Source organism: Streptomyces sp. T028 (assembly GCF_048159505.1).
GTDB lineage: Bacteria > Actinomycetota > Actinomycetes > Streptomycetales > Streptomycetaceae > Streptomyces.
Genome location: NZ_JBLRVZ010000030.1, coordinates 77,335 through 101,576, shown reverse-complemented (window position 1 = coordinate 101,576; position 24,242 = coordinate 77,335). Strand labels below are relative to the sequence as shown.

27 protein-coding genes and 3 pseudogenes are annotated in these 24,242 nt (G+C 71.8%); 14 read left to right on the top strand and 16 right to left on the bottom strand.

Annotated elements, in window-relative coordinates; genetic code table 11:
- Nucleotides 1-41 precede the first annotated feature (41 nt).
- A complete protein-coding gene (locus tag ACLZN2_RS28315) occupies nt 42-1,295 on the bottom strand; it encodes an FUSC family protein (protein ID WP_416982044.1) in 1,254 nt (417 codons plus the stop codon).
- Nucleotides 1,296-1,701: 406 nt separating this feature from the next.
- Here ACLZN2_RS28315 and ACLZN2_RS28310 point away from each other — a divergent pair.
- Nucleotides 1,702-1,800: pseudogene (locus ACLZN2_RS28310) on the top strand (hypothetical protein); the annotation flags it as partial.
- 185 nt (nt 1,801-1,985) lie between these two features.
- Here ACLZN2_RS28310 and ACLZN2_RS28305 read toward each other — a convergent pair.
- Nucleotides 1,986-2,480: an FBP domain-containing protein gene (locus tag ACLZN2_RS28305; protein WP_416982042.1), complete on the bottom strand. Its 495-nt coding sequence runs from the start codon at nt 2,478-2,480 to the stop codon at nt 1,986-1,988.
- Nucleotides 2,481-2,583: 103 nt separating this feature from the next.
- On the opposite strand from ACLZN2_RS28305, the gene ACLZN2_RS28300 reads away from it, so the two are divergent.
- Nucleotides 2,584-3,501: a DUF3626 domain-containing protein gene (locus tag ACLZN2_RS28300; RefSeq protein WP_416982040.1), complete on the top strand. Its 918-nt coding sequence runs from the start codon at nt 2,584-2,586 to the stop codon at nt 3,499-3,501.
- A gap of 41 nt (nt 3,502-3,542) precedes the next feature.
- On the opposite strand, the gene ACLZN2_RS28295 is transcribed toward ACLZN2_RS28300, so the two are convergent.
- Nucleotides 3,543-4,145 (bottom strand): HD domain-containing protein, encoded by a 603-nt coding sequence (locus ACLZN2_RS28295; protein ID WP_416982039.1) that lies wholly within the window; start codon nt 4,143-4,145, stop codon nt 3,543-3,545.
- Nucleotides 4,146-4,278: 133 nt separating this feature from the next.
- Between ACLZN2_RS28295 and ACLZN2_RS28290 the strand changes: the two genes are divergently transcribed.
- A complete protein-coding gene (locus ACLZN2_RS28290; protein ID WP_416982038.1) occupies nt 4,279-5,565 on the top strand; it encodes an ROK family transcriptional regulator in 1,287 nt (428 codons plus the stop codon).
- A gap of 46 nt (nt 5,566-5,611) precedes the next feature.
- Here the strand turns inward: ACLZN2_RS28290 and ACLZN2_RS28285 are convergent, their stop codons facing one another.
- Nucleotides 5,612-6,634 (bottom strand): PHP domain-containing protein, encoded by a 1,023-nt coding sequence (locus tag ACLZN2_RS28285; protein WP_416982036.1) that lies wholly within the window; start codon nt 6,632-6,634, stop codon nt 5,612-5,614.
- A gap of 124 nt (nt 6,635-6,758) precedes the next feature.
- Between ACLZN2_RS28285 and ACLZN2_RS28280 the strand changes: the two genes are divergently transcribed.
- The gene (locus ACLZN2_RS28280; protein WP_416982035.1) at nt 6,759-6,998 is read left to right on the top strand and encodes a hypothetical protein; all 240 of its coding nucleotides are present in this window, start codon (nt 6,759-6,761) and stop codon (nt 6,996-6,998) included.
- Between the two features lie 7 nt (nt 6,999-7,005).
- On the opposite strand, the gene ACLZN2_RS28275 is transcribed toward ACLZN2_RS28280, so the two are convergent.
- Complete coding sequence (locus ACLZN2_RS28275) at nt 7,006-7,587, bottom strand: VanZ family protein (protein WP_416982033.1); 582 nt, start codon at nt 7,585-7,587, stop codon at nt 7,006-7,008.
- Nucleotides 7,588-7,701: 114 nt separating this feature from the next.
- Nucleotides 7,702-8,364 carry a DUF4230 domain-containing protein gene (locus ACLZN2_RS28270; RefSeq protein ID WP_416982031.1) on the bottom strand — a complete coding sequence of 221 codons (663 nt, stop codon included), beginning with the start codon at nt 8,362-8,364 and terminating at the stop codon, nt 7,702-7,704.
- A 316-nt stretch (nt 8,365-8,680) separates the two neighbouring features.
- Here ACLZN2_RS28270 and ACLZN2_RS28265 point away from each other — a divergent pair, with 316 nt between their 5' ends.
- Both ACLZN2_RS28265 and tuf read left to right on the top strand, forming a co-directional pair.
- Entirely contained in the window at nt 8,681-9,634 is a 954-nt protein-coding gene (locus ACLZN2_RS28265; RefSeq protein WP_416982030.1) for a ribose-phosphate diphosphokinase, read from the top strand.
- Nucleotides 9,635-9,690: 56 nt separating this feature from the next.
- Nucleotides 9,691-10,884: an elongation factor Tu gene (gene tuf, locus ACLZN2_RS28260; RefSeq protein WP_416982028.1), complete on the top strand. Its 1,194-nt coding sequence runs from the start codon at nt 9,691-9,693 to the stop codon at nt 10,882-10,884.
- A gap of 40 nt (nt 10,885-10,924) precedes the next feature.
- On the opposite strand, the gene ACLZN2_RS28255 is transcribed toward tuf, so the two are convergent.
- Together ACLZN2_RS28255 and ACLZN2_RS28250 are read right to left on the bottom strand one after the other, a co-directional pair.
- Nucleotides 10,925-11,305: an anti-sigma factor antagonist gene (locus ACLZN2_RS28255; protein WP_416982026.1), complete on the bottom strand. Its 381-nt coding sequence runs from the start codon at nt 11,303-11,305 to the stop codon at nt 10,925-10,927.
- A gap of 191 nt (nt 11,306-11,496) precedes the next feature.
- Nucleotides 11,497-11,889, bottom strand: coding sequence for a MarR family winged helix-turn-helix transcriptional regulator (locus ACLZN2_RS28250; RefSeq protein WP_416982177.1), 393 nt, complete (start codon nt 11,887-11,889; stop codon nt 11,497-11,499).
- Nucleotides 11,890-12,080: 191 nt separating this feature from the next.
- On the opposite strand from ACLZN2_RS28250, the gene ACLZN2_RS28245 reads away from it, so the two are divergent.
- Nucleotides 12,081-13,535: an aldehyde dehydrogenase family protein gene (locus ACLZN2_RS28245; protein ID WP_416982024.1), complete on the top strand. Its 1,455-nt coding sequence runs from the start codon at nt 12,081-12,083 to the stop codon at nt 13,533-13,535.
- 30 nt (nt 13,536-13,565) lie between these two features.
- Entirely contained in the window at nt 13,566-14,672 is a 1,107-nt protein-coding gene (locus tag ACLZN2_RS28240; protein ID WP_416982023.1) for an NAD(P)-dependent alcohol dehydrogenase, read from the top strand.
- Nucleotides 14,673-14,674: 2 nt separating this feature from the next.
- Here ACLZN2_RS28240 and ACLZN2_RS28235 read toward each other — a convergent pair.
- A pseudogene (locus ACLZN2_RS28235) lies at nt 14,675-14,985 on the bottom strand (zinc-binding dehydrogenase); the annotation flags it as partial.
- On the opposite strand from ACLZN2_RS28235, the pseudogene ACLZN2_RS28230 reads away from it, so the two are divergent.
- Both ACLZN2_RS28230 and ACLZN2_RS28225 read left to right on the top strand, forming a co-directional pair.
- Nucleotides 14,985-15,149 (top strand): annotated as a pseudogene (locus ACLZN2_RS28230) (AraC family transcriptional regulator); the annotation flags it as partial. The pseudogenes ACLZN2_RS28235 and ACLZN2_RS28230 sit on opposite strands and share 1 nt — an antisense overlap.
- Nucleotides 15,150-15,288: 139 nt before the next feature.
- The gene (locus ACLZN2_RS28225) at nt 15,289-16,146 is read left to right on the top strand and encodes a hypothetical protein (RefSeq protein WP_416982022.1); all 858 of its coding nucleotides are present in this window, start codon (nt 15,289-15,291) and stop codon (nt 16,144-16,146) included.
- A 9-nt stretch (nt 16,147-16,155) separates the two neighbouring features.
- Here the strand turns inward: ACLZN2_RS28225 and ACLZN2_RS28220 are convergent, their stop codons facing one another.
- Nucleotides 16,156-16,719, bottom strand: coding sequence for a TetR/AcrR family transcriptional regulator (locus ACLZN2_RS28220; RefSeq protein ID WP_416982021.1), 564 nt, complete (start codon nt 16,717-16,719; stop codon nt 16,156-16,158).
- The gene (locus ACLZN2_RS28215) at nt 16,716-17,078 is read right to left on the bottom strand and encodes a DUF1304 domain-containing protein (protein WP_416982019.1); all 363 of its coding nucleotides are present in this window, start codon (nt 17,076-17,078) and stop codon (nt 16,716-16,718) included. The genes ACLZN2_RS28220 and ACLZN2_RS28215 overlap by 4 nt, the downstream gene beginning before the upstream one ends.
- Before the next feature lie 106 nt (nt 17,079-17,184).
- On the opposite strand from ACLZN2_RS28215, the gene ACLZN2_RS28210 reads away from it, so the two are divergent.
- Complete coding sequence (locus tag ACLZN2_RS28210; protein ID WP_416982017.1) at nt 17,185-17,652, top strand: pyridoxamine 5'-phosphate oxidase family protein; 468 nt, start codon at nt 17,185-17,187, stop codon at nt 17,650-17,652.
- 28 nt (nt 17,653-17,680) lie between these two features.
- On the opposite strand, the gene ACLZN2_RS28205 is transcribed toward ACLZN2_RS28210, so the two are convergent.
- The 3 genes from ACLZN2_RS28205 to ACLZN2_RS28195 all read right to left on the bottom strand — a co-directional run bounded on the left by ACLZN2_RS28205 (nt 17,681) and on the right by ACLZN2_RS28195 (nt 19,744).
- Nucleotides 17,681-17,983, bottom strand: coding sequence for a DUF4235 domain-containing protein (locus tag ACLZN2_RS28205; protein WP_416982016.1), 303 nt, complete (start codon nt 17,981-17,983; stop codon nt 17,681-17,683).
- Nucleotides 17,984-18,025: 42 nt separating this feature from the next.
- Nucleotides 18,026-19,045 carry a glutathione S-transferase family protein gene (locus tag ACLZN2_RS28200; RefSeq protein ID WP_416982015.1) on the bottom strand — a complete coding sequence of 340 codons (1,020 nt, stop codon included), beginning with the start codon at nt 19,043-19,045 and terminating at the stop codon, nt 18,026-18,028.
- 240 nt (nt 19,046-19,285) lie between these two features.
- Nucleotides 19,286-19,744: a nitroreductase family deazaflavin-dependent oxidoreductase gene (locus tag ACLZN2_RS28195; RefSeq protein ID WP_416982013.1), complete on the bottom strand. Its 459-nt coding sequence runs from the start codon at nt 19,742-19,744 to the stop codon at nt 19,286-19,288.
- Between the two features lie 121 nt (nt 19,745-19,865).
- Between ACLZN2_RS28195 and ACLZN2_RS28190 the strand changes: the two genes are divergently transcribed.
- Nucleotides 19,866-20,225, top strand: a complete 360-nt coding sequence (locus ACLZN2_RS28190; RefSeq protein WP_416982012.1) for a nuclear transport factor 2 family protein — start codon at nt 19,866-19,868, stop codon at nt 20,223-20,225.
- A 146-nt stretch (nt 20,226-20,371) separates the two neighbouring features.
- Here the strand turns inward: ACLZN2_RS28190 and ACLZN2_RS28185 are convergent, their stop codons facing one another.
- Together ACLZN2_RS28185 and ACLZN2_RS28180 are read right to left on the bottom strand one after the other, a co-directional pair.
- On the bottom strand, nt 20,372-20,995 hold the full coding sequence (locus tag ACLZN2_RS28185; RefSeq protein WP_416982010.1) for a LysE/ArgO family amino acid transporter: 624 nt from the start codon (nt 20,993-20,995) through the stop codon (nt 20,372-20,374).
- 199 nt (nt 20,996-21,194) lie between these two features.
- Nucleotides 21,195-22,394, bottom strand: coding sequence for a serine hydrolase domain-containing protein (locus tag ACLZN2_RS28180; RefSeq protein ID WP_416982009.1), 1,200 nt, complete (start codon nt 22,392-22,394; stop codon nt 21,195-21,197).
- A gap of 286 nt (nt 22,395-22,680) precedes the next feature.
- Here ACLZN2_RS28180 and ACLZN2_RS28175 point away from each other — a divergent pair, with 286 nt between their 5' ends.
- Nucleotides 22,681-23,187 (top strand): flavoprotein, encoded by a 507-nt coding sequence (locus ACLZN2_RS28175; protein WP_416982007.1) that lies wholly within the window; start codon nt 22,681-22,683, stop codon nt 23,185-23,187.
- 72 nt (nt 23,188-23,259) lie between these two features.
- The gene (locus ACLZN2_RS28170; RefSeq protein ID WP_416982005.1) at nt 23,260-24,228 is read left to right on the top strand and encodes an aldo/keto reductase; all 969 of its coding nucleotides are present in this window, start codon (nt 23,260-23,262) and stop codon (nt 24,226-24,228) included.
- Nucleotides 24,229-24,242: the final 14 nt, after the last annotated feature.

The following is a 24,242-nucleotide window of genomic DNA, read 5'->3' as shown; positions in this document are numbered from 1 at the left end:
CGCTCCCTCGCATCCGGCGCCGGCCCCGTCCCGGCGCTCTGTCAGTGAGAACGCCCGCTGATCCCCGTACGGTTCCGCCACAGTTCCTCCTGAATGCCGAGGCGCTCGCGCAACCGGGTCAGCCGCGGCATCCGCGCGCGCTGCTCCGAGGAGACCCGGTCCAGTTCCTCCAGGAGCCGGCGCGAGCGGTGCTCGGTGTCGAGCTCGTCGAGCATCCGGTTGACCTCGGTGAGCAGGGCGCCGTGCAACTGCCACTGGCGGGCGTCGTGCTGGAGCCGCTCCAGCAGCAGCTGGGCCAGCTTGTCGCGGGTGGCCGCGGCCTGCCGCAGCTCCGCGGTGAGCCGGGCCTCGGCCGCGTCCGCGTTGAGGCTGACGTGCGTCGTGACCAGCACCGCGAAACTGACCACGGCGTTGGCGATCTCCGACAGCAGCCGCTCCACGACCTCCCCGGTCTCCTCCGGGAACAGCGGGTCGGGTTCGCGCTCCTTGGCGAGGTCGGTGAGGGTGCGGGCCAGCACCCGCAGGACGACCGTGCAGATCTCCAGGGTGTCCAGGCCGGTGCGCAGCACCACCCGGTGCAGCAGGCCCTCCCGGACCCGGGGATTGAGCCGCAGACTGTCCTCGGCCTGCCGCAGCGCCGCGTCCACCTCCACGATGTCGTGGTCGAGCCGCCGCGCCTCGTGCAGCCGGGCGGCCGCCTCCTCGACCGCCGGGCGGCCGGCGGCCTCCTCGCCGATGCGCAGCATCAGCCGGCGCAGCCGGCGGGCCAGCCCCTCGATCGACTCGCCCGCCTCCTCGACCCACACCGGGGGCGGTAGCAGCAGATTGGTGCCGAGACCGACGACCGCGCCGATCAGGGTCTCCACGATCCGCGCCCAGGCGGTGTCCCCGACGGTCGTCACGCCGAGCACGAGCATGGCGCTGATCGCCACCTCGGGCACGTACTCGTCGACCCGCACCAGGTGTCCGACCGCCAGCGAGGCCACGATCAGCAGCGCGAGGCTCCACCAGGTCAGACCCACCAGCTGGCTGAAGGCGATGGCGACCAGGACCCCGGCGACCACCGAGTTGACCCGCCGGATGCCGTTGGTGAGCGTGGCGAACAGGGTGACCTGGACGACCAGCAGCGCGGTCAGGGGCGCGGTGAGGGGGGCCGCCTCGGGGCTGAGCCGCAGGGCGATGACATACGCGAGCGTCGCCGCCGCGGCGGAGCGGAACGCCTGGACGACCGCGGGCTCCCGATGACGCTGCAGAAACCGTACGAACGGCGCCGCTCGCTGACTTACCTCTCGCATTCCCGGACCAGTTCCCCTTCCCCACGGTGCTCGAACGTTTCTTCTGTACCCAGGGTGCCTTCGGGAACAGGCTGCGGGGAATCCCCCGTCTCACTCCTCGGGTCATCCGCACCCAGGTCGCCGGTCCGCCGGATGGTTTCCGGGGGAGGCCCGGCGAGACACGCGGATCCTGAAAAATCACCGTATCGGCATAGGAATCGGCATCATCGTCACCCTGCTGGGGACCCTCTCCGCCGGGACGGCCTCCGCCGCGCGGCGACTCCGGCGAGCCAGGGATTCCGGACCTTCGCCCTGGAGGCCCCCTGGAGCACGGGCGTCCGTCTCGACGACTACGTGGTGCGCGGCAGGCCAGGGGGACACCTACCTGTGGTGGAACAACGCCGAGTACCTCCGGCTCGCGCACTGGATGCGGGCGTACAACCTCCGCCGTCCCGGCGACCCGGTGCGGTTCGTCGGCGACGACACCGGCTGGACCGGCCCCGAGACGTACGACGAGGTCACCCGGTACGTCGCCGGCCGACAACGTGCTGTGGTTGCAGCGGCACACCGGCACGAAGGTGCTGCTGTCCGCGCACGACACGCACATCGGCTGTGTGACCCCCGATCCCACCGAGCATCCGCAGGTGTAGGTGCGCTGGACCCTGGGACCGGCCGGGCTGCGGGACCGCCGGCGAACCGCCCCCGACCCGGTCACCCGTACAACTTGTCGAGGAAGGCGGACAGATTGCCCGTCGTACGGGCGATCTGTTCGTCCAGGGTGAGGCTCTCCTCCAGCCGGCCGCCCGACTCCGGGACCTTCCTGCCGCGCACGTACAGGGAACAGGCCAGGTCCGTGCACATGTACAGACCGACCGAGTTGCCCTCCCGGCCGGCCGCGCCCGCTTTGCGGGCCGTCATCAGCGAGACCCCGCCGCCGGGGTGTGTGGTCAGGCACAGCGAGCACATGCTGCGGTGCAGGAGGCCGCGCCGCGAGGACGGGAACCGCAGCGTCACACCCAGGAGTTCGCCCCGCCGCTCGGCGACCAGAAAACTGCGGTCGGGCGCGCCAGGATCACGCCAGCCCAGGAAGTCCAGGTCGTCCCAAGGGAGTTGGCCGAGGTCGCGGGGCACGGCCAGTCGTTTGGCCTCCCCTTTCGAGCAGTTGACGAACGAGTTGCGGATATCGCTTTCGGTGAGTGACCTCATGGGGGGAGTCTCCTGGGGTGCCTGTTCGGAGTCGGGATGCCTAGGGCATACCTAGAGCCTCTAGGTTTCACCCTAGGGTAAGTAGCCTCACCGGGGAGAGCCAGTGGATTTCCAGCACGTCCCGCCGTCGCCGCGCGCCCGGACGGCCCTACGGCATGTCGCCGCACGCTCCACGGGCCCCGCCCTCGCCCCGGACCTGCGGATCACGCTGAACTTCCACCCGGACCGGGAGGCCGGCGGCCTGCCGATCCTCGAGGCGCTCGCCCGGGACGGCGCCTACCACTCGCAGTTCGTCACCGGCACCGGCAACGGCGGCCTCACCGCGCACCCCGGCGGCGACCGGTGGCGCTGGGAGAGCCGGATCTTCGGCGGGGCGTACGACGACGCCGACCCGCGCGAGCGACCGGTGTACGGGGCGCTCGACTTCCGCCGCCAAGTCGTGGGCGCCGCACCGAGGTTCGGCTCCTCACACTTCCGGCTGCACCCGGGAGCAAGCGCCCGCGCCACCTTCTGCTACCCCGACAGCGCGGCCGAGCCCGCCGACTTCGGCGTCGCCGGCGCGATGCCCCTGATCGCCCTGGCGGAGGCGGACGAGCGGGACGCCCTCAACGACTACATCGAGGCTCATGTCCACGGGGGCGTCGATCTCGCCCGGGACGTGGAGGCCCTGGTCCTGGACCCGAGCTATCGCGGCACCCCTGTCGAGGAGGCGGCCGGCACCCTGCCCTGCCCCGTCGAGTGGCACCCCGGCTACCGCGTCACCGTCGGGCAACTGCACCGGTATGCCGAGTACCGGGGCCGGGAGTACGCCGAACTGGGCGCCCGGATCGCGGAGGACGGAGTCGTCGACCCGCGCATGATCGGCGACGCGGCCCGCGGCGGACGGTACGCGCCGCAGGACCTGAAGATGGTCTGGCACACCCTCGCCCGCTTCGGCGCACCGCGCGGTGCGGGCACGGCGGAGTCGACCGAGGGGGCGATCGCCCGCCACCTGGCCGACATCACGCGTCCCTACGGGTGAGTGCGCGGTCGCGTCACACGACGGCGGATCGCCCGGTCGCCTCAGCCACGGCCGACGGGATGGGCCGCCTGCCAGGCCAGCCGCCGCTCCGCGCCCTCGCCCACGGCCGTGAGGAACTCGTCCAGCGCCAGGAACTCCGCCCAGACCGGCCGGCCACCCGCGCGGGACAACTCGGCCACCACCAGGTCCTCCAGGTCGGCCACCCGCTTGTTCTTCCACACCTTGTCGGCCAGGCTCACCAGCAGATCCTCGACTCCGACGCCCGGCGCCTGCCAGGAGGCGTGACTGCCCGCGAAACGCGCCAGTTCCGGAGCCACGCCGTGCGCGAGCAGCAGTTCCCGTCCGGCCTCCTCGTGCCGTGCGCCCGGACCGGACAGCTCACCGGGATGCAGGACCTTGCCGATGTCGTGCGTGGCCGCGCCGAACAGCACCGCCTCCCCGTCCACGGGCAGTTCCGGACGGTGCTCCCCGACCCACTCCACGATCCGCGCGGCGACCTCGTGCACCGCCCTCAGATGGGCGACCAGCCGAGGCGGCGCCCCGAGTTCACCGAGCAGCCCGGCGACGCGCACGGGCAGGGGCCGCAGCGGTGGATCCGACGTCTCGTCGAGGGCGACCGACAGCACGTCCGGGGCAGAGGTCATCCCGCCAGCCTAATGACCGCGCGTGACGTGGGGGAGCCGCTTGAATCACATCGTGAACTAAGGGTTGTGGGAAGTCGCGCCCGCCCGTTTCCGGGGGTATGTTGCGGATCGGGCAGGGTGTGAGAGGAGCGCCATGGCGGGGCGGAACGGGCGTACCGTACGCGATCTCAGGCGGGCCAACCGCACGGCCGTCCTGCAGCGGCTCTACTTCGACGGCCCCCTCAGCCGCTTCGAGCTGGGCCCGGCCACCGGTCTGAGCTCCGGCTCGATCAGCAATGTCGTCGCCGACCTGATCGCCGACGGACTGGTCGAGGAGGCCGGCAGCGTCGACTCCGACGGCGGCCGCCCCCGCATCCTGCTGCGAGTCGCCCCCGGCAGCGGCCACATGATCGGCGTGGACGTCGGCGAGACCCGGGTGCGGATCGAGCTGTTCGACCTCACCCTCACCGAACTCGCCCGCGCGGAACGGCCGTTGGAGCAGCGGCGGTACGAGGTGGACGGGATCGTCGGGCAGGTCGGGGACGGGGTCGCCGAGGTACTCGCAGCGGCGGACCTTGCCCCCGACCACCTCCTCGGCGTCGGCATCGGCGTCCCCGGCATCGTCGAGCACACCGCCGAGCACGGTGCCGTCGTGCACGGGCAGACGATCGGCTGGGACGCCGTCCCGCTGGAGGCGCTGCTGCGCGAGGGCTCCCCGCTGCCCGCGACCGTGCCGTACTTCATCGACAACGGTGCCAGAACCCTCGGCCAGGCCGAGATGTGGTTCGGCGCCGGACGCGGCGCCCGCAACGCCGTGGTGATCCTCTTCGGCTCCGGTATCGGCGCCAGTCTCGTCACGCCCGAGGCGGACCAGGGCCGCGCCCTCGAATGGGGCCATCTGACGGTACGGGTCCGGGGCCGCCGCTGCCGGTGCGGAGCCCTCGGCTGTCTGGAGGCGTACGCGGGAGCCGAGGCCCTCCTCGACCGCTGGCGCGAGGAGGGCGGACGCCCGCCCGCGGACACCGACGAGGAGACCGCGCTCGCCGCGATGCTCGCCGCCGCCCACCCCGACGACGGCACCGAGGCCGACCCGGTCGCCCGCGCCGTCCTGGAGGAGACCGCCGAGTACCTGGGCGCCGGCCTCTCCGACCTGATCAACCTCTTCCAGCCCGAGCGCATCCTCATCGGCGGCTGGGCGGGCCTGCGGCTCGGCGCCCGCCTCCTGCCCGCCGTACGCCGCCACGCCACCGCGTACGCCCTCGGCCACCCCGCCCGCAAGGTCACCGTCGACCTCGGCAGACTCGGCCCCGACGCCGTCACCGTGGGCGCGGCGATCCTCCCGCTCACCGACTTCTTCACCCACGGCGGCCGCCGCCCCGAACCCCAGCCCACCGCCCCCCGGCCTGCCTGGCACGCGGCACTGCGGGACCGCACCCACTGAGCCGAAACCCGCGTGTGACGCGGCCCTCAGCAGCCAAGTCTCGAAGTCAAGCGGAGACACCCTTCCGGGACCAGTCCAGCAGTCGGTCCATCGGCCAGGTCGTCACCACCCGCTCGGCGGGCACCCCGCACTCCTCCGCCCGGGCGCAGCCGAGGATCTGCCAGTCCAGCTGGCCGGGCGCGTGCGCGTCGGTGTCGACCGAGAACAGCACCCCGGCCTCGACCGCCCGCCGCAGCAGCCGCCGGGGCGGGTCCAGCCGCTCGGGCCTGCTGTTGATCTCCACGGCCGTACCGGACTCGGCGCACGCCGCGAACACCTCGTCCGCGTCGAACACCGACTCCGGCCGCCCCTGCCCCCGCACCAGTCGTCCCGTGCAGTGCCCGAGGACGTTCGCGTGCGGATCGCGCACGGCCCGCACCATGCGCCGGGTCATCGCCCGCTCCGCCATGCGCAGTTTGGAGTGCACGGAGACCACGACCACGTCCAGCCGGTCGAGGAGCTCCGGCTCCTGGTCGAGGGAGCCGTCCTCGAGGATGTCGCACTCGATGCCGGTCAGCAGCCGGAACGGCGCCCAGGACGCGTTCAGCTCCTCGACCACCTCCAGCTGACTGCGCAGCCGCTCCGGCGACAGCCCCCGGGCCACCGTCAGTCGCGGCGAGTGGTCGGTCAGTACGGCCCACTCGTGGCCGAGAGCCACCGCCGCCCGGCCCATCTCGTCGATCGGGCTGCCGCCGTCCGACCAGTCGGAGTGCAGATGACAGTCCCCGCGCAGCAGAACCCGCAGCCGCTCCCCGGCCCCGTCGGTGAGCGGCCGCCCCACCTCGTCCTGAAGTCTCCGCAGGTAGGACGGCACCTCCCCGGCCAGCGCCTCACGCACCACCTGGGCCGTCTTCGGCCCCACCCCCTTCAGCGACTCCAGCGTCCCGGCCCGTGCCCGGTCCGCCACCTCGCCCTCGGGCAGCCGCGCCAGCACCCGGGCAGCCGTACGGAACGCCTTCACGCGGTACGTCGGCGCCAGGGACCGCTCCAGCAGGAAGGCGATCCGGTCCAGGGCCTCGAGGGGATCCATCACCACCTCCTGGCTCCAGAGTTCCCCAGCGGGGCGCATCCCGCACGACGGGCGTCGGCACGGTCGTCAACGAGGGCGATTCCTGCCGATCCGTACCGGCCGGTTGCGATTTACGCTCTATTACATGACCGAAGTCTCGAGCCCGTACATGTCCCATCCACGGATCCAGGTGCTCGGGGTGCAGCCGGGTGTGCCCCCGTTCCGGATCGTGGAGATCGACGGAGAAGTCGTCGGTTCGGCGCATACCGTCACCGACGTCCTGGAGACGGCCGCCGCGTTCGGCATCACCGTCCACGACCTCGACGACCCCGATGTCGTGCGCTGGGTGGGCGGCGGCAAGTACACCTGGAAGCCGCGCCGCTAGGAGATTTCTAGGAGTCGCCCCGCCGACGTCGCGGAGCGTGCACGGCTCGGCTCATACGGCGTCCCAGCAGCAGGTAACCGACCAGCGCGCCTGCCGTGTTGAGGATGACGTCGTCGATGTCGAAGGCGCGCCCGGTCACCAGCGCGCCCTGCGCGAACTCCACCAGCAGCATCACGGACGCCGTCAGCACGAGCACGCGCAGCACCCCGCGCGCCTTCGGCGCCAGCACCGGCACCAGGATGCCGAACGGCACCCCGAGCAGCAGGTTCCCGCCGATCTGCCTGATCGCGTCCCGCATCGCGGGCTGGTCCAGATAGGCCCGCAGCGACCGGCCCGGACGCAGATTCGAGTGCGCCAGCGCCTCGGAGGCGGGCGACGGCTCCAGCGTCAGCCGTGCCAGCACGACGGCGAATCCCACCATGAGGGCGAACGCGAACAGCATCGCGAGGAGCCGCAGCGGGAACGGCAGCGGCCGGGCACCGGAACGCGCCGGTTCCTTCTTCTCGGCTGCCGGCGGGCCGGGTGGCTGTTCGCCCTTGGACGGGCGCAGGCGGAACACGGTACGCGGACGTAAGGCGTCACGGGCCATGCGGTCCTCCAGTCTTCAACTTACCTGCGTCGTAAGGTGGTTACCCGTCGGCGGCCCCGGGATGCGCGACCGGGCCACGTCGGCGACTGCGTGGCCCGGCCGCCCGTCGGCCGATCAGGACGCGTAGGTGACCTTGACCTCCTTGAAGCCGAGGGAGTGCAGCAGGCCCTCCAGCATGTCGGTGGTGTTGGTCTCGGCGCGCGCGGTCAGCTCGCTGTCCTTCGCCGCCTCGCCGATGTGCTTCACGGCGAGCTTCTGCACGGCCTGCTCGCTGTTGGGGTTGTCCGCGAAGAGATCGCCGAGGCGGTCGAGGAGACCGCGCTGCTTGGAGACCGCGTAGGAGCGCTCGGGGTCGAGCGCCGGCGTGCCGAGCCGTGCGTGCGGCAGCCGGAGCGTGGCCGACGTACGGTCGCCGTTGACCGTCACGTCCTCGTCGCCGACCTTGCCGAGGTCGACATAGGCGTCCACGGTGCCCGCCCCCACATACAGGGTGCGGGTGCCGCGGATGGCGTCCGGGAGGTACTTGGCGTCCTTCTCCAGGTCCACGACGACCTGGAAGTTGCCGGAGGCGGCGTCGTAACGGCTCATGTCCTGGATGGACTTGAGCAGGGCGGGGCCCGAGCGGTCCTTGGTCTCGGTGCCGAAGAACTCGCGCAGACCCGGCAGCAGACTGAGCCGGATCCCGGCGAACATCACGGCGAGCACGACCACGACCGCGATGAGCACCTTGGCCCAGCCGGGGATGCGCCCCGGGAGGCGCTTGACGGGAGTCGTCATGGCGACGGCCCTCCTTCCTGTCAGAACGGATTCCCGTCAAAGCCCGTGCCAGACCGCCTTGTTGACGATCTGTGACACAAAACGCGACGTCCAGGGGCACGAACCGCCCGGCCACCGATGCGCTGCGCCCCCGTGCGGCCTGGCAGGGGCGGGACGAGGGGGACCCCAGGGACCGGCTCACCCGTGTGCAGTAGGCCCTTGATGCGCGAGGGGCTCCTGAGGGTGGGCAAAACGGGCGGGGTCCGTAGCATGAGAGATCCCGTGAGAGATCCCGTGAGATCCCGCCTCCCGTCGGACCTGGTCGAGGAGCCCTTTCGTGCGAGACATCTCCGTGTTCAGCGGCAGCGCCCACCCCGAGCTGGCCGCCGAGGTCTGCTCCCACCTCGGTGTGCCGCTGAGCCCGACGCGGCTCAGCAGGTTCGCCAACGACTGTCTGGAGGTCCAGCTCCAGGCCAACTGCCGGGAACGGGACGTCTTCCTGGTCCAGCCCCTGGTCAGGCCCGTGCAGGAGCATCTCGTGGAACTGCTGCTGATGTGCGACGCGGCCCGCGGCGCGTCCGCCGGCCGGATCACCGTCGTCATGCCGCACTACTCCTACGCCCGCTCCGACAAGAAGGACGCGCCCCGCATCTCCCTCGGCGGACGCCTGGTCGCCGACCTGATGGCGGCGGCCGGCGTCCACCGGGTCCTCGCGATGACCCTGCACTCACCGCAGGTGCACGGCTTCTTCTCGATGCCCGTGGACCATCTGCACGCCCGCCGCGAGCTCGCCGCCCACTTCCGCCGCTACGACCTGACCTCCACCACCGTCGTCTCGCCCGACCTCGGCAACGCCAAGGAGGCCGCCGCCTTCGCCCGCATGATCGGCGCCCAGGTCGCGGCCGGCGCCAAACAGCGCTACGCGGACGACCGGGTGAGTATCAACTCCGTGATCGGCGAGGTCACCGGGCGCGATGTCATCGTCCTCGACGACGAGATCGCCAAGGGCTCCACCGTCCTCGAACTCCTCGACCGGCTGCGGGAGTTGGAGCCACGCTCGATCCGGGTGGCGTGCACGCACGGACTGTTCGCGGCCGGTGCCCTCAAACGGCTCAGCGAGCAGCCCGACATCCTGGAGATCGTCTGCACCAACACCGTGCCGGTGCCCACCGAGGAGCACACCGACAAGCTGCGGATCCTGTCCATCGCGCCCGCCCTCGCCGAGGCCGTGCGCCGCATTCACAACGGCGAGTCCGTCAGCGCCCTGTTCGACGCGGCCCGCAGCGAATAGACAGGAAGGAGTGGATACGCGCATGTCGTCACCCATGTGACCAGGGAGGGCTCGCAGTGGCGAAGGCGAAGTTCGAGCGGACCAAACCACACGTCAACATCGGCACCATCGGGCACATCGACCACGGCAAGACGACCCTCACGGCAGCCATCACCAAGGTGCTGCACGACAAGTTCCCCCAGCTGAACCCCTTCACCCCGTTCGACCAGATCGACAAGGCGCCCGAGGAGCGGCAGCGCGGCATCACCATCTCCATCGCCCATGTGGAGTACCAGACCGAGCGCCGGCACTACGCCCACGTGGACTGCCCCGGCCACGCCGACTACATCAAGAACATGATCACCGGAGCGGCCCAGATGGACGGGGCGATCCTGGTGGTCGCGGGCACGGACGGGCCGATGCCGCAGACCAAGGAGCATGTGCTGCTGGCCCGGCAGGTGGGCGTGCCGTACATCGTCGTCGCCCTGAACAAGACCGACATGGTCGACGACGAGGAGATCCTGGAGCTGGTCGAGCTGGAGGTCCGCGAGCTCCTCACCGAGTACGAGTTCCCCGGCGACGAGGTCCCGGTCGTACGGGTGTCCGCGCTCAGGGCGCTGGAGGGCGACCCGCAGTGGACGCAGTCGGTGCTGGACCTGCTGGACGCGGTCGACGAGGCGGTGCCGGAGCCGCAGCGGGACGTGGACAGGCCGTTCCTGATGCCGATCGAGGACGTCTTCACCATCACCGGGCGCGGGACGGTCGTCACCGGCCGCATCGAGCGCGGCACCCTGCGGGTGAACAGCGAGGTCGAGATCATCGGCATCCACCGGCAGAAGACGAGGACCACGGTCACCGGCGTGGAGATGTTCCGCAAGCTCCTCGACGAGGGCCGGGCCGGGGAGAACGTCGGCCTGCTGCTGCGCGGGATCAAACGCGACGAGGTGGAGCGGGGCCAGGTGGTGATCAAGCCGGGCTCGGTCACGCCGCACACCCGGTTCGAGGCGCGGGCGTACATCCTGTCCAAGGACGAGGGCGGCCGGCACACGCCGTTCTTCCAGAACTACCGCCCGCAGTTCTACTTCCGTACGACGGACGTGACGGGCGTGGTGACCCTGCCGGAGGGCACCGAGATGGTCATGCCGGGCGACAACACCACCATGCTCGTGGAGCTGATCCAGCCGATCGCGATGGAGGAGGGGCTGAAGTTCGCCATCCGTGAGGGCGGGCGGACCGTGGGGGCCGGCCAGGTCACGAAGATCGTCAGGTAGCGCTCGGCGGCGAAGGTCGTGGAGTGGCGCGCGAGCGCGGTCATAAGGTACCGGACGTGGCCTCGGGCTGGCCCAGGGCCGCGTCCAGTGTTGTCGCGGGCGGCAGCAGCCGGTGCAGTCCGGTGGCTCTGAGGACGCGCAGCGCCAGCGGGTGGGTGCAGACCAGACGGAGCTCGCCGTCCTGGTCGAGCACGCGGCCGCGGGCCCGGTACAGCAGACGCAGTCCGGAGCAGTCGAAGAAGTCGATCGGCGACAGGTCGATGACGACGCGTGGCGCGGGACCGGAGGTCGCCTCGTCGAGCCACGGACCGATCTCCGTCGCCGCGACGATGTCGATCTCGCCGCGGAACTCCAGTACCGTGTACCCCCGCTCCTGCCGGACGCGCAGATGCGGGGTGTCCGCGGCGGGTTCCTGCTGCACGACGGCATCGCCTCCAACCCGCTCCACCGGTCGGGAGCCTCCAACGGTGGGGAAGCGCGCAGCTGTTCCCCGCTCCAGCAAGGTACCCCCGATCGAGTGAATTTCAGCATGTTCGATTGACATATGTCTTCGAAACTTGGGCGTGTCTCGGCCGAGTTTTTTCGCGCCGTGAGCGAAGGGGTGCGAGAAGCTTACGAGAGGGCGTGCCACGCCTTGGACAGGGCTGTCCGGAACTGCTCCGTCTGGTGCGCGGTGAGCTCCCGCACCATCCGCTCCTCCAGTTCCCGCACGGGCTGCGCGCACTGCTCCAGCAGCGTGCGCGCGTCGTCGGTCAGCAGGATCAGCAGCTCGCGCCGGTTGCGCGGATTGCGCTCGCGACGGATCAGGCCGCGGCTCTCCAGGGAGCGCACCAGATCGGCGATCGACTGGGCGGTCACGAAGGAGTCCCTGGCCAGCTGGGCCGCCGACAGTCCGTCGTGCCGCTCCAGGACGGTCAGCGCCGTGTACTGCAGGGCGGTGATGCCGGACGGCTTGACGAGTTCGTCCAGACGGGAGCGCACGACGAGCTCCACCTGCTTCACCATGTAGAGCAGGGACGGGGGCGCCTTGTGCGACGTAGGTGCGGGCGTCGCCGCCTGGGGCGTCTGGGTGCTTGTCTGGGTGCCGGCCATGAGTCCGAGCGTAGACCATTGACAGGAAACCTGTCTGTAAAGAGACTGCGAACCAACAGGAATCCTGTTTGTTGAAATCTTGGCGACGATGCTGAGGAGTGGCGATGACCACCTTCGAGATCGACCCCGGTCGACTGTTCATCGGGGGACAGTGGCGCGAGGCCGCGGACGGAGCGCGGACCGAGGTGGTCGACCCGTCCCGGGGCGCGGTCGTCACCACTGTCGCGGAGGCGGGCGCCGCCGACGTGGACGCCGCGGTGCGGGCCGCCCGTGAGGCCTTCGACTCGGGCCGGTGGTCCGGGCTCAGCGGCCGGGAGCGCGGTCGCGTCCTGCTGCGCGTGGCCCAGCTGATCCGGGAGGAGGCCGACGAGATCGCCCGGCTGGAGAGCCTGGACGTCGGCAAGCCGATCACGCTGGCCCACGCGGTCGACGTCACCAACGCGGCCAACGACTACGAGTACTACGCCACCCTCGCCTTCTCCCTGGAGGGCGGCAACCGCGACATCCCGATGAACGCCCTCGCCTACACCAAGCGCGGACCGATCGGCGTCGTCGCCGCCATCACCCCCTTCAACTTCCCGCTGATCCTGGCCGGTTCGAAGCTCGCCCCAGCCCTCGCCGCCGGCAACACGGTCGTCCACAAGCCCGCCGACGAGACCCCGCTGAGCGCCCTGTACATGGCGGGACTGCTCCAGCGGGCCGGGGTGCCCGACGGCGTCGTCAACGTCGTCACCGGCACAGGCCCGGTCGCCGGCGAGGCGCTGCTGCGCCACCCCGGCGTCGACAAGATCGCCTTCACCGGCTCCACCGCGATCGGCCGGCACGCCGCGAGCATCGCCGGCGAGAACCTCAAGCAGGTCACCATGGAGCTCGGCGGCAACGCGGCGCACATCGTCTTCGAGGACGCGGACCTGGAGAAGGCCGTCGGCGCGGTCATCAAGGGCTTCGTCTTCAACACCGGCCAGTTCTGCATGGGCGGCCCGCGCCTGCTGGTGGCCCGCCCGGTCTACAGCACCCTGCTGAACATCCTCGCCGAGGCCGTCCCCGGAGTGCCCGTGGGCGACCCGCGCGCGGCGGAGACCGTCGTCGGACCGATGGCGAAGGAGAAGCACCTGCGCAAGGTCGAGGAGTACGTCGACCTCGCCCGCAAGGAGGGCGCACGCATCGTCTGCGGCGGTGAGCGGCTCGACCTCGACGGCGGCTACTACTACAAGCCCACCGTCATCGCCGACCTCCCGAACGACTCCCGGGTGATCCAGGAGGAGATCTTCGGCCCGGTCCTCACCGTCCAGCCCTTCGACACCGAGGACGAGGCGATCGCCCTCGCCAACTCCACGCCGTACGGCCTGGCCTCGGGCGTGCAGACCGGCAACCTCGCCCGCGCCCACCGGGTCGCGGACCGCCTCCAGGCCGGCATCGTCTGGGTCAACGACTGGGCCATGCTCGACCCGGCCGTCCCCTTCGGCGGCGTCAAGGACTCCGGCTTCGGTCGCGAGTACGGCCCCGAGGCGCTCGCCTCGTACACCAAGGTCAAGTCCGTCGTCGTCTCGCTCGACTGAACGCGCCGCACAGCAAAGGGAGTTCAACCGATGTCCATCACCACACGCGCGGCCGTCGTCGAGTCCGCCGGAGCACCGTTCACCCTCTCCGAGGTCGTCCTCGCCGAGCCCGGCCCGAGCGAGGCGGTCGTCCGGCTGGTGGCGGCCGGCCTGTGCCACACCGACCTGGGTGTGGCAAGCGGCGGACTGCCCTTCCCGCTGCCGGGCGTCCTCGGCCACGAGGGCGCGGGGGTCGTGGAGGCGGTCGGCCCGGCCGTCACCGGAGTGGCCCCCGGCGACCACGTCGTCCTCTCCTTCACCTCCTGCGGCGAGTGCCGCAACTGCCACGGCGGCCACCCCGCCTACTGCGCGACCTGGCTGCCGCTGAACCTGATCGGGGGCCGCCGCGCCGACGGCACGAGCACGATCAGCCGCGACGGCGAGCCGCTCGGCGGGCACTTCTTCGGCCAGTCCTCCTTCGCCGAGCGGGCCCTCGTCGACGAGCGCAGCCTGGTCAAGGTCGACCCCGAGGTACCGCTGGCGTCGATCGCCCCGCTGGGCTGCGGGGTGCAGACCGGCGTCGGTGCCGTCTGGAACGTCCTGAAGCCCACGGCCGGCGGCACGGTCGTCGTCCTCGGCGCCGGAGCCGTCGGCCTGTCCGCCGTCATGGCCGCCGTGCTCAGCCCCGCCACCACGATCATCGCCGTCGACCGGGTCGCCGAACGTCTGGAGCTCGCCAAGGAGTTGGGCGCCACCCACACTGTCGACGCCGGACAGACGACGCTCGGCGAGGCCATCGCCGAGATCACCGGCGGCCGGGGCGCCGACGGCATCGTGGAGACCACGGGCAGTACGGCCGTGCTGCGCCAGGGCGTCGACGCGCTCGCCGCCCGCGGCACCCTGGTCGTCGTCGGCGCACCGCCCTTCGGCAGCGAAGTCGCCCTGGACGTCAACGGGTTGCTCAGCGGCAAGCGGGTCGTCGGCCTCACCCTCGGCGACAGCGAGACCCAGACCTTCATCCCCGCCCTGGTGGATCTGGTCAAGGCCGGGCGGCTCCCGCTGGACCGCCTGATCGGCACCTACGCCTTCGAGGACATCGGCCAGGCGGTCCAGGACATGACCTCGGGCAAGACCATCAAGCCGGTGCTGACCTTCTGACGGATCATCAGCACCAGTTTCCCGGTGGTCCGGCCGGTGTCGCCGAGCCTGTGCGCCTCGGCGGCACCGGCCAACGGGAACGTCCCCGCGATGGTGGCGTGCGGCTTGCCCGCCCTCACCCGTTCGGCGATGGTCCGCATCCCGGCCCGGTCGGCGTCCACGAGCATCCGCACCGCGCGCACCCCGAGCCGTGCGGGCGCAGCACCCGCAGCGAGCGCATCGCGTTGTCCCCGCCCAGGCCGCGCAAGAACGCGTGCCTGCCCGCGCCGGCCGTCCCGATCACATACGCGCCGCGCGCCTTGGCGATCTGCAAGATTCTTCCTGGCCGCGGCCGGCCTCCTCGACGGCCGCCGCGCCACCACCCGCTGGAAGGTCGCCGACCGCTTCCGCCGGAGGCACCCGGAGGTGGACCTCCACCCGGACGTCCTCTTCGTCGACGACGACCGGGTGCTGACCTCGGCCGGTGCCGCCTCCGGCAGCCGGTGCCCGAGACCGGCTCCGCGAGCACCGCGGCCACCCGGGCCAGGGCCCTGGAGCACGACCCGCTGAACGGATCGCCCCGCCCCGGCGTCGAAGAGACACGGCACGGTGAACGACCGGAGGGACGGGGACGGGTATGCGCGCAGGACTGGTGGCGGTGACGGGGGCGGTGGCACTGATGGCCGTCGTGGGCTGCGGGGCGGGGGAGCGGGCGGACGTGGTCGTCGAGGGAACGCCGCCGGCGACGCCGTACGACGGACCGCTGGACATCGCCACGAAGACCCTCGACGAGAGCACCCCACAGGCCCTGCTCACCGAGTCCGGTGCCGCGGGCCGGGCGCTGGAGTGCGACGGCGAGATCTACACCGGCGGCGGCCCCGACGGCTGGAGCAGGCGCGACGGCGGTGACACCCCGGAGGACGGGCTGCGGCTCTTCTTCGACATGTTCGAGCCGGAAGTCCCCCGCTCCGGCTACCGCGTGGAGCGCACGGCGGACGACCGCGTCCTGTACTCGTACGACATCGGCGGCCGGACGAAGGTCGCGGTCGTCGTCGCCCAGGACCAGGAGGAAAGGCCGGGCTGGGGGCCGGAGACCCACGCCTCCTGCGACCCGGCCGAACTCCCCGCGAGCTTCACCGACTCCGTCGGCCACGAGATCTGGACCGACCGCGCCGGGAAGCGGGTACCGACCACCTCCCTGTCCAGCTACGCCGGCGCGGAGCACTGCGGTTGGGAGAAGACGCACTTCCTGGGGACCGGCCGGGGCGAGGACCACCGGCAGTACGTCCGCGACCCCGACGGTGTGCTCGAAAGCGGCCTGCTCACCGCCCCGTACGACGGCGACGTCCGGATGCCCGACGACGCGCACGACACCGGATACCGCTACCGGGACTGGCGGTTGTGGCTGGCGGAGGACCGCACGACGGCCTACGTCCGCACCTCCGACGGCGTCGAGGCCTGGCCGCTGGCGAAGGAGATGGTGGCCTGCAAGTGACCGTCCCGGTCAGCGGCTCGCGTGCAGGGCGACCAGCAACTGCCAGACCTGGTCGGCGATTTCGTCAGGTGTACCGCCGAGGTCGCCGTGCAGCCAGTCGGCCAGGACGCCCGCGAAGGTCGCGGCGACGGCGGACGCCACGAGCGGGGCGTCCGCCGCGCCCGCCCGCTCGCGCTCCCGCAGGCTGTAGGCCCGCAGGTCCCGGTGCAGCACCCGGCCGAGCGGGCCACCGCCGCCCGGTGCGAGCAGGCCGCGGTAGAGCGGGGCGTGCGGGGTGAGCGAGGCGAAGAACCCGCCGAGGGCGGCGGGCGCCCGCACCGGGTCGGGCCGCCCCTGCCAGGCGTGCAGTGCCTCCACGGCCTCGCGCACGACATCGGCGCACGCGTCGACGGCGAGGGCCTCCAGATCGGGATAGTGCACGTAGAACGTGGCCCGGCCGACACCGGCCCGCCGCACCAGCGCCGCCACGCCCACCTCCTCCAGCGGCCGCTCCGCACACTCCGCCAGCAGCGCGGCCCGCAGCCTCGCCCGCGTCCGCGCCGCCCGCGGGTCCTCGGCCTCCGCCCGGATCACCGCGCGATCAGTACGGCGGCCAGGGCGAGCGCACCGGGCAGCGCCTGGGCGACCAGGATCCGCCGGTTCGCGGTGACCGCGCCGTACACGCCCGCGACGATCACGCACGACAGGAAGAACACCTGCGCGGCGAACCCCGTCGCATCGTCGGCGACGAGCCCCCACACCAGCCCCGCCGCCAGAAACCCGTTGTACAGCCCCTGATTGGCGGCCATCGCGGCAGTCCGCCGCGCCATCTCCGCATCGAACCCGTGGAAGCCCATCCCCGGCTTCTTCTGCCACAGGAACATCTCCATCACCAGGATGTAGACATGCAGCGCCGCCACCAGCGCGACCAGCACATTCGCCAGGATCTCCATGATCTCCCTCTGCTTCTTGGACAGGTGTCCCGTTATAGTGGACACCTGTCCAAGAAGTCCACCTGTCCCAGGGTGCGGGTGCGCGGGCCGTGGCCACACTGGAGACATGACCCGAGCAGCGGCACGCACCGCGCAGCAGCGCAAGCACGACACGCTCCACCGGCTGGAACAGGACGTCGACGTCTGGGTCGCCACGGCCGCCGAGGACGGCGCGGCTCCCTATCTGGCCCCGCTCTCCTACGTCTGGGACGGCGCCGTCCTGCTGGTCGCCACCCCGGTCAACGCGCCCACCGGCCGTGCTCTTCTCGACACCCGCGTGGCACGCCTCGCCGTCGGCCCCGCCGACGACGTGGTCATGATCGAGGGCCGCGCCGTCCCCGTACCGCCCTACGAACTCCCGGAGGAGGACGCCGAGATCTTCGCGGGCAAGACCGGCTTCGACCCCCGTGAACTGGCCACGCCCCACCTGTACTTCCTCATCCGCCCACAGCGGATCCACTCCTGGCGGACCCGCGAGGAGGAGACCGAGGGGTGCGAGGTGATGCGGGACGGGGAGTGGCTGGTGGCCGGCTGAAACGGGGGGTGAACCCAAGGCACCCGGTTCAGTCCCGGCCTCCCTTCTCCTTCGCCGGCCAGGCCCCCGTCGAGCGTTCGATGGCCTTCGCGCCCGTGCGGTCGGCCGCGCTGCGGGCCACCGCGAAGATCGCTCCCTGGAGCGCCGCGGCCAGCAGGATCTCGGCCCAGCCGCGATCACGGTCCAGGGCGTCGGGGGCGTCGTCCTCGTGCCGGATCGCCTTCCACGCCTTGCGGAAGGCGATCCCGGCCAGCGCGCCGCTCGCCCAGCCGAGGACGAAACCCACGGGCTGGTACACGAGAGGGAGCTTCCTTTTCCTGTTCCGGGCCACGAGGTCCTCCTCCTTGAGCTGCTTCAGCGCCGTATCGCCTGGTCAGGGCCGCCCCCGAGGCGGGACCTCCTCCTCCGCGCGGACCGGCACCGGCGCGGAGCCGTCCCCGAAGGGGCGGCCGCCGAGCCGCTCCCGGCCGTGCGGGGTGAGCCAGCCCGCCAGGTCCGGACCGACGGGAACGATCCTCGTCGGATTGATCCCGGAGTGCACCTGGTAGTAGTGCCGTTTGATGTGGTCGAAGTCGACGGTGTCACCGAATCCCGGAGTCTGGTACAGGTCACGGGCGTACGCCCAGAGCGCCTGGTCCTCGGTCAGCTTCCAGCGGTTGCACTTGAAGTGTCCGTGGTACACGGCGTCGAAGCGGACGAGCGTGGTGAACAGCCGGACGTCGGCCTCCGTGATCGTGTCGCCGACCAGATAGCGCTGCCCGGAGAGGAGTGAGCTCAGCAGCTCCAGCCGCCGGAAGAGCGCCGCGCAGGCCGTCTCGTACTCCTCCTGACCACGGGCGAAGCCCGCCCGGTACACCCCGTTGTTCACGTCCTCGTACACCTCGGCCATCACGGCGTCGATCTCGTCCCGCAGCTTCTCGGGATAGAGGTCGGGTGCGCCGGGCCGGTGCAGGGCCCGCCACTCGGTGGCCAGGTCGAGCGTGATCCGCTGGTAGTCGTTCGTCACCAGCCGACCGCTGGGCACGTCCACGATCGCCGGCACGCTGACCCCGCCCGGGTAGCCGGTCTCCCGCCGGTCGTAGGCCTCGCTGAGATGGCGGATGCCGAGGACCGGGTCGCGGTCGTCCGGATCGAGGGTGAAGCGCCAGCTGCGGTCGTCCTGGATCGGGTCGGCGATCGCCAGCGACAGCGCGTCCTCCAGGCCGAGCAGCCGCCGGGAGATCATCGCCCGGTTCGCCCACGGGCAGGCACGGCTGACCACCAGACGGTAGCGCCCGGCCGTCACCGGCCAGCCGTCCCGGCCGTCCGCGGTGATCCGGTCCGTGAAGTGACTTCTGGACCGCTCGAACCGCCGGTGCCCGTACGCGCTGTTGCCGCCGCCCCCGCCGCTCATGGAACCTCCCGAGGTCGAGGTCGGTGTGCGCGGGCCCCACCGGCCACCGGAGCCCTCCTGCCGACCGCGTTCCCCGATTTCCGCCGACGTCACGGTGTGATCCCGGCTGAGCGCTCCAGCGCGGACATGAGAGCCCCGCCGCGACGGGGGAGCGCGGCGGGGCCTGACTGTCGGGTGCCCGGTGAGGGCCGGTTCATGCGCCCGGGCGACAGATTTTTCTACGAGTCGGCCGTGGCCGGGTCAGCGGGTCGCGGCCGCCACCGTCGGCTCTGCCACGAACACCGGTATCTCCCGGTCGGTCTTCTTCTGGTAGTCGGCGTACGGCGGATACGCGGCGACGGCACGCTCCCACCACGCGTCCTTCTCCGCCCCGCTGATCTCGCGGACCGTCATGTCCTGCTTCTCGGGCCCGTCCTGGAGCTCCACCTCGGGGTCGGCCTTGAGGTTGTGGTACCAGACCGGGTGGGTGGGCGCCCCGCCCTGGGAGGCGACGAGCGCGTACCGCCCGTCGTGCTCGACCCGCATCAGCGGCGTCTTGCGGAGCTTGCCGCTGCGCGCGCCCCGGGTGGTCAGCAGGACGACCGGGAGCCCCGTGTCCATCAGTGTCGTGCCCTTGGTGCCGCCGGAGCTCTCGTACAACTCCACCTGCTCGCGCACCCATTGGGTCGGGCTGGGTTCGTACTCGCCTTCGAGAGGCATGGTATCCGTCCCCTTCGTCACATGGTCGTTCCGATCGGCTGTCCCCCTCAACACCGATGCCCCCGCGATTCATCCGCACCGGTCGGCCCGCCCCCGACGCCCTTACCTCCCACTCGGGACCATGACGAAGTCGACCGACACCGACCCCGACACCGACCCCGACACCCGCGCCGTCGTCGAGGAACTGCTGTGCCGCATCGGCGAGGGCGACCCCGAGCGGATCGCCGCGCTGTACGCCGACGGCGTCGACCGGCGGCTGTCCCGGCCCGAGGACGGACACGGCCGCACCGAGACGCCCTGGATCCGGCACCGCGCGGGCCGGGCCGACGCGGCCGACCACTACCGGGCCTGGCCGCGCGTCCTCGTCGACGGCGCCGACGCCGTGGTGCTGGGCGAGAGCCGCCAGACCGCGGCCCATACCGGGCATCCCTACCGGGCCGGATTCGCCCTGCACCTCACCGTCGCCTACGGTCTGACGTAGCTGCGGGCAGTCGTGCCTCCCCCAGTGCCTTAAAGGCCTGGGAGGTGCCCCCAGGCGGCACGGGTGGCCGCAGCGGCACCCCGCAGGCGCGGGCAGGCGAACCCCACCCCCGCCCAGCCGGGCCCGCCCAGCCGGGCCGCGCCCGCCTACGTCACCATCGCCACGGCCAGCACGGTCATCACCCCGCTCGACACGAGCGCGGTCGCCAGGCGCCCCCGGCGGCCGGTCAGCGTCCGGCCCAACAGGGCGCCACTCCCGGCCAGCAGCAGCTGCCAGCTCGCCGACGCGGCGAAGGCCGCCAGCACGAACACGCCCTGTTCCAGGGGCCGTACGGAGTCCGTGGTACCGGTGCCGAGCACCAGCGCGGCGAAGTAGACGACGGTGGTCGGGTTGAGCAGCGTGATGCCGAGCAGACCGACGTAGGCCCGGGCGGCGTTCGGCGGCGTGGGCACGGAGCGGGTGGCGAGCCGGTGGGCCCGGTACTGGCGTACGGCCGTCAGCGCGCCGCGCACTGCGAGGACCAGCAGCACCAGGGCCGAGGCCCAGCGCAGCGGCACCAGCACCGGCCGCAGCGCGGCGGCGAGAGCCGATCCGCCGACGGTGGCCAGGAGGGCGTAGAGCCCGTCGGCGGTGGCGACGCCGAGCGCGGCGCACGCGCCGGTGCGCAGAGAGGTACGGGCGGTGAGGGAGACGAGGTAGGTCGCGACGGCCCCGACGGGCACGGCGATGCCGTAGCCCGCGATCAGGCCCGCGACGAGCGCGGCCGTCACGGACGCGCGGGATCGGGCCTCCGGGGACGGCCGGGCTGCTGCTGGACCCGCGCCGGAAGGACGGCGTCGGACATCAGCGGCAGCGGAACGGCGAATCGAGACATGGCGGGATCCTGTGGCCCACCCCCACCCACCGGCAAGCGATTTTCCCGTCCCGAGGCCGATGCCCCCCACGGACCCCCACGGACCCCCACGGTGTTCAGCCCTTGCCCCGCAGCAGGGCGCAGACGAAGTCCTCCTGGAGGGCGCGCATCCGCGCCAGCACGGCGGGGGTCTGGGCCGCGTTGATCTGACCGGTCACCGAGAACGTCAGCGAGCGGCGGCCGTCCGGGGTCGCGGCCATCAGCTGGGTGTACCCGGGGAAGTTGCCGGTGTGCCCGAGCACCACACCGCAGCGCGTCTGGTACCGGAAGATGCCGAGGCCGGTGCTGTTGCGCCCCGGCCCGGCCGGCTGGGAGGCACCGGACCGCCACCGCCGCTGCTCCCGTACGACCGCCCTGCCGTACAGCGCGCCTCCGGCGTAGCCGCGGATGAACCTGGTCAGGTCTGCCGGCGTGGAGACGATCCCGCCGGAGGCCCAGGCACCGGAGGCGCTCAGCAACTCGCTGACGTCCACGGGCGGCCCGGGCGGGGAGACGTGGTACCCGTGGAGATGGGGCACGGGCATCCGGTACCCCTGCGGCAGGCTGGTGCGGCTCAGGCCCAGCGGCCGGTACACCAGCGTGCGCAGCAGCTTCTCGTACGGCGTCCCGGTGGCCGCCTCCGCCATCAGTGCCACGGCGATGTTGTCCGAGTTGGAGTAGTGGTACCGGCTCCCGGGCCGGAAGCGCAGGGGTTCGCCGGCCGCGTAGTCGAGCAGATGGTGCGGGTCGAAGCGGTGGTGCGGATCGGCCTGAACCTGGGCGCGGAACACGGGGGACTCCGAGTAGTCCGGCAGTCCGCTGGTGTGGTTCAGGAGCTGTCGGAGCGTCACTTTGCCCCAGATCGAGGGGAGTTGGGGAAGGCGTTGGCGCAGGGTGTCGTCCAGTCGCAGCCGGTGGCGGTCCACCAGGCTCAGCGCGACCGCCCCGCTGAACGCCTTGGCCGTGCTCGCGATCCGCATGTGGTCGGACGTCCGGGGCTGCCGCCCGGTGGTGAGGTCGGCGACACCGGCCCGCACGACCCGCGTCCTCCCGTCCCGGCGCAGCACGGCGATGGCGCCCGGCGGCCCGCCGGGACCGTCCAGGAACGCCTCCAGCCGGCGCTGCAGTGTGCGGTCGTCCGGCGTCCCCGAGGCGGCACCGGCCTGGCCGGCCGCGGTGGCCGGGGCCAGCGCGCCCAGGCACACCACGAGGACGGACAGGGCCCGCGACCGCCGTCGGAGCGGGGTGAGACGGGCGAGGGCGGAACGCAGGGGCATGAGGGCTCCCGGGGTGCGAACGGCTGGAAAGACAAGCCTCCGTGCGCCCCGGGCAGACCGCCGCCCGGGTTGCTGCACACGGCCCAGCGCCGAGTCCGCGCTGACGCCACCGCACGCGCCGCGTCCGCCGCCCGGGCAAAGTGTGTGCGCAGTCTCAGCGACACGCCGTGCCGGCGGCGTGTCGCTGAGACTTTCGCGACACTTCGAGGCCGCTGACCGGATTCGCCCACGGCATCCGCCCCGAGTCCGAACGGGGGTGGCCTTCCCGCTCGCATAGGGTTCCCGGGTGACCGAACAGGACGAGAAGCCGCCCTTCCTCTACGTCGTCGTCTGCGCCGCCGGTATCGCCTCGGGCGTCGGCAAGCTGATCACCGCCGCACAGGAACGCCGGTGGCAGGTCGGGGTCATCGCGACCCCGCACGCCATGAACGGCTTCTTCGACGCCGCCGCCGTCGAGGCACAGACCGGCCGGCCGATCCGCTCGGCCTGGCGTCGCCCCGGTGACCCGCGCCCCTTCCCGGACCCGGACGCGGTCGTCGTCGCCCCGGCCACCTTCAACACCGTGAACAAGTGGGCGGCGGGCATCGCCGACACCCTCGCCCTCGGCACCCTGTGCGAGGTGATCGGCCAGGGCATTCCCGTCGGTGTCCTGACCTGCGTCTCCGACGCGCTCGCCGCCCACCCCGCCTACCAGGACAGCCTCATACGGCTGCGCGGGACGGGCGTACGGTTCGGACACCCGTACGAGGGCGGGGAGTTCGGCTGGGAACGGGCGCTGGACCTGCTGGAGTGAGTCACCCGGGGGAGGCGCCCAGGTCGACGTACGCTCCCTTTCGGTACCCCACCGACGTCAGGAGTGGCGACGATGCAGTACGTGAAGCTCGGTTCGACGGGCCTGGACGTGTCCCGGATCTGTCTGGGCTGTATGACCTACGGTCTGCCCGACCGGGGCGTGCACGAGTGGACCCTCGACGAGGAGGCCTCGCGTCCGCTGATCCGGCAGGCGCTGGACGTCGGCATCAACTTCTTTGACACCGCGAACGTCTACTCCGACGGCACCAGCGAGGAGATCGTCGGCCGGGCGCTGCGCGACTTCGCCCGCCGCGACGAGATCGTCCTCGCCACGAAGGTGCACGGCCGGATGCGCACCGGCCCCAACGGCGGCGGACTGTCCCGCAAGGCCATCCTGGCCGAGCTCGACCACAGCCTGACCCGCCTCGGCACCGACCACGTCGACCTCTACCAGATCCACCGCTACGACCCGCACACGCCGGTCGAGGAGACGATGGAGGCGCTCCACGACGTGGTCAAGGCGGGCAAGGTCCGCTACCTCGGGGCGAGTTCGATGTACGCCTGGCAGTTCTCCAAGATGCAGCACACCGCGGAACGGCACGGCTGGACGAGGTTCGTCTCCATGCAGAACCACTACAACCTCCTCTACCGCGAGGAGGAACGCGAGATGCTGCCGCTCTGCGCCGACCAGGGCGTCGGCGTCCTGCCCTGGAGCCCCCTGGCCCGGGGCCGCCTCACCCGCGACTGGGGAACCCGCACCGAGCGCAGCGCCACGGACACCTTCGGCAGCACCCTCTACCTCGAGGGCGACCACACCATCGTCGAGGCGGTCTCCCGCATCGCCGCCACCCGCGAGGTCCCCCGAGCCCAGGTGGCCCTGTCCTGGCTACTCCACCAGAGCACGGTGACGGCCCCGGTCATCGGCGCGTCGAAGCCCCGGCACATCGAGGACGCGGTGGCGGCGGTGGAACTCCAGCTGGCCGAAAAGGAACTCCAGGACCTGGAACAGCCCTACAGCCCCCATCCCATCGCCGGCCACTGAGACTCACCCAAAGG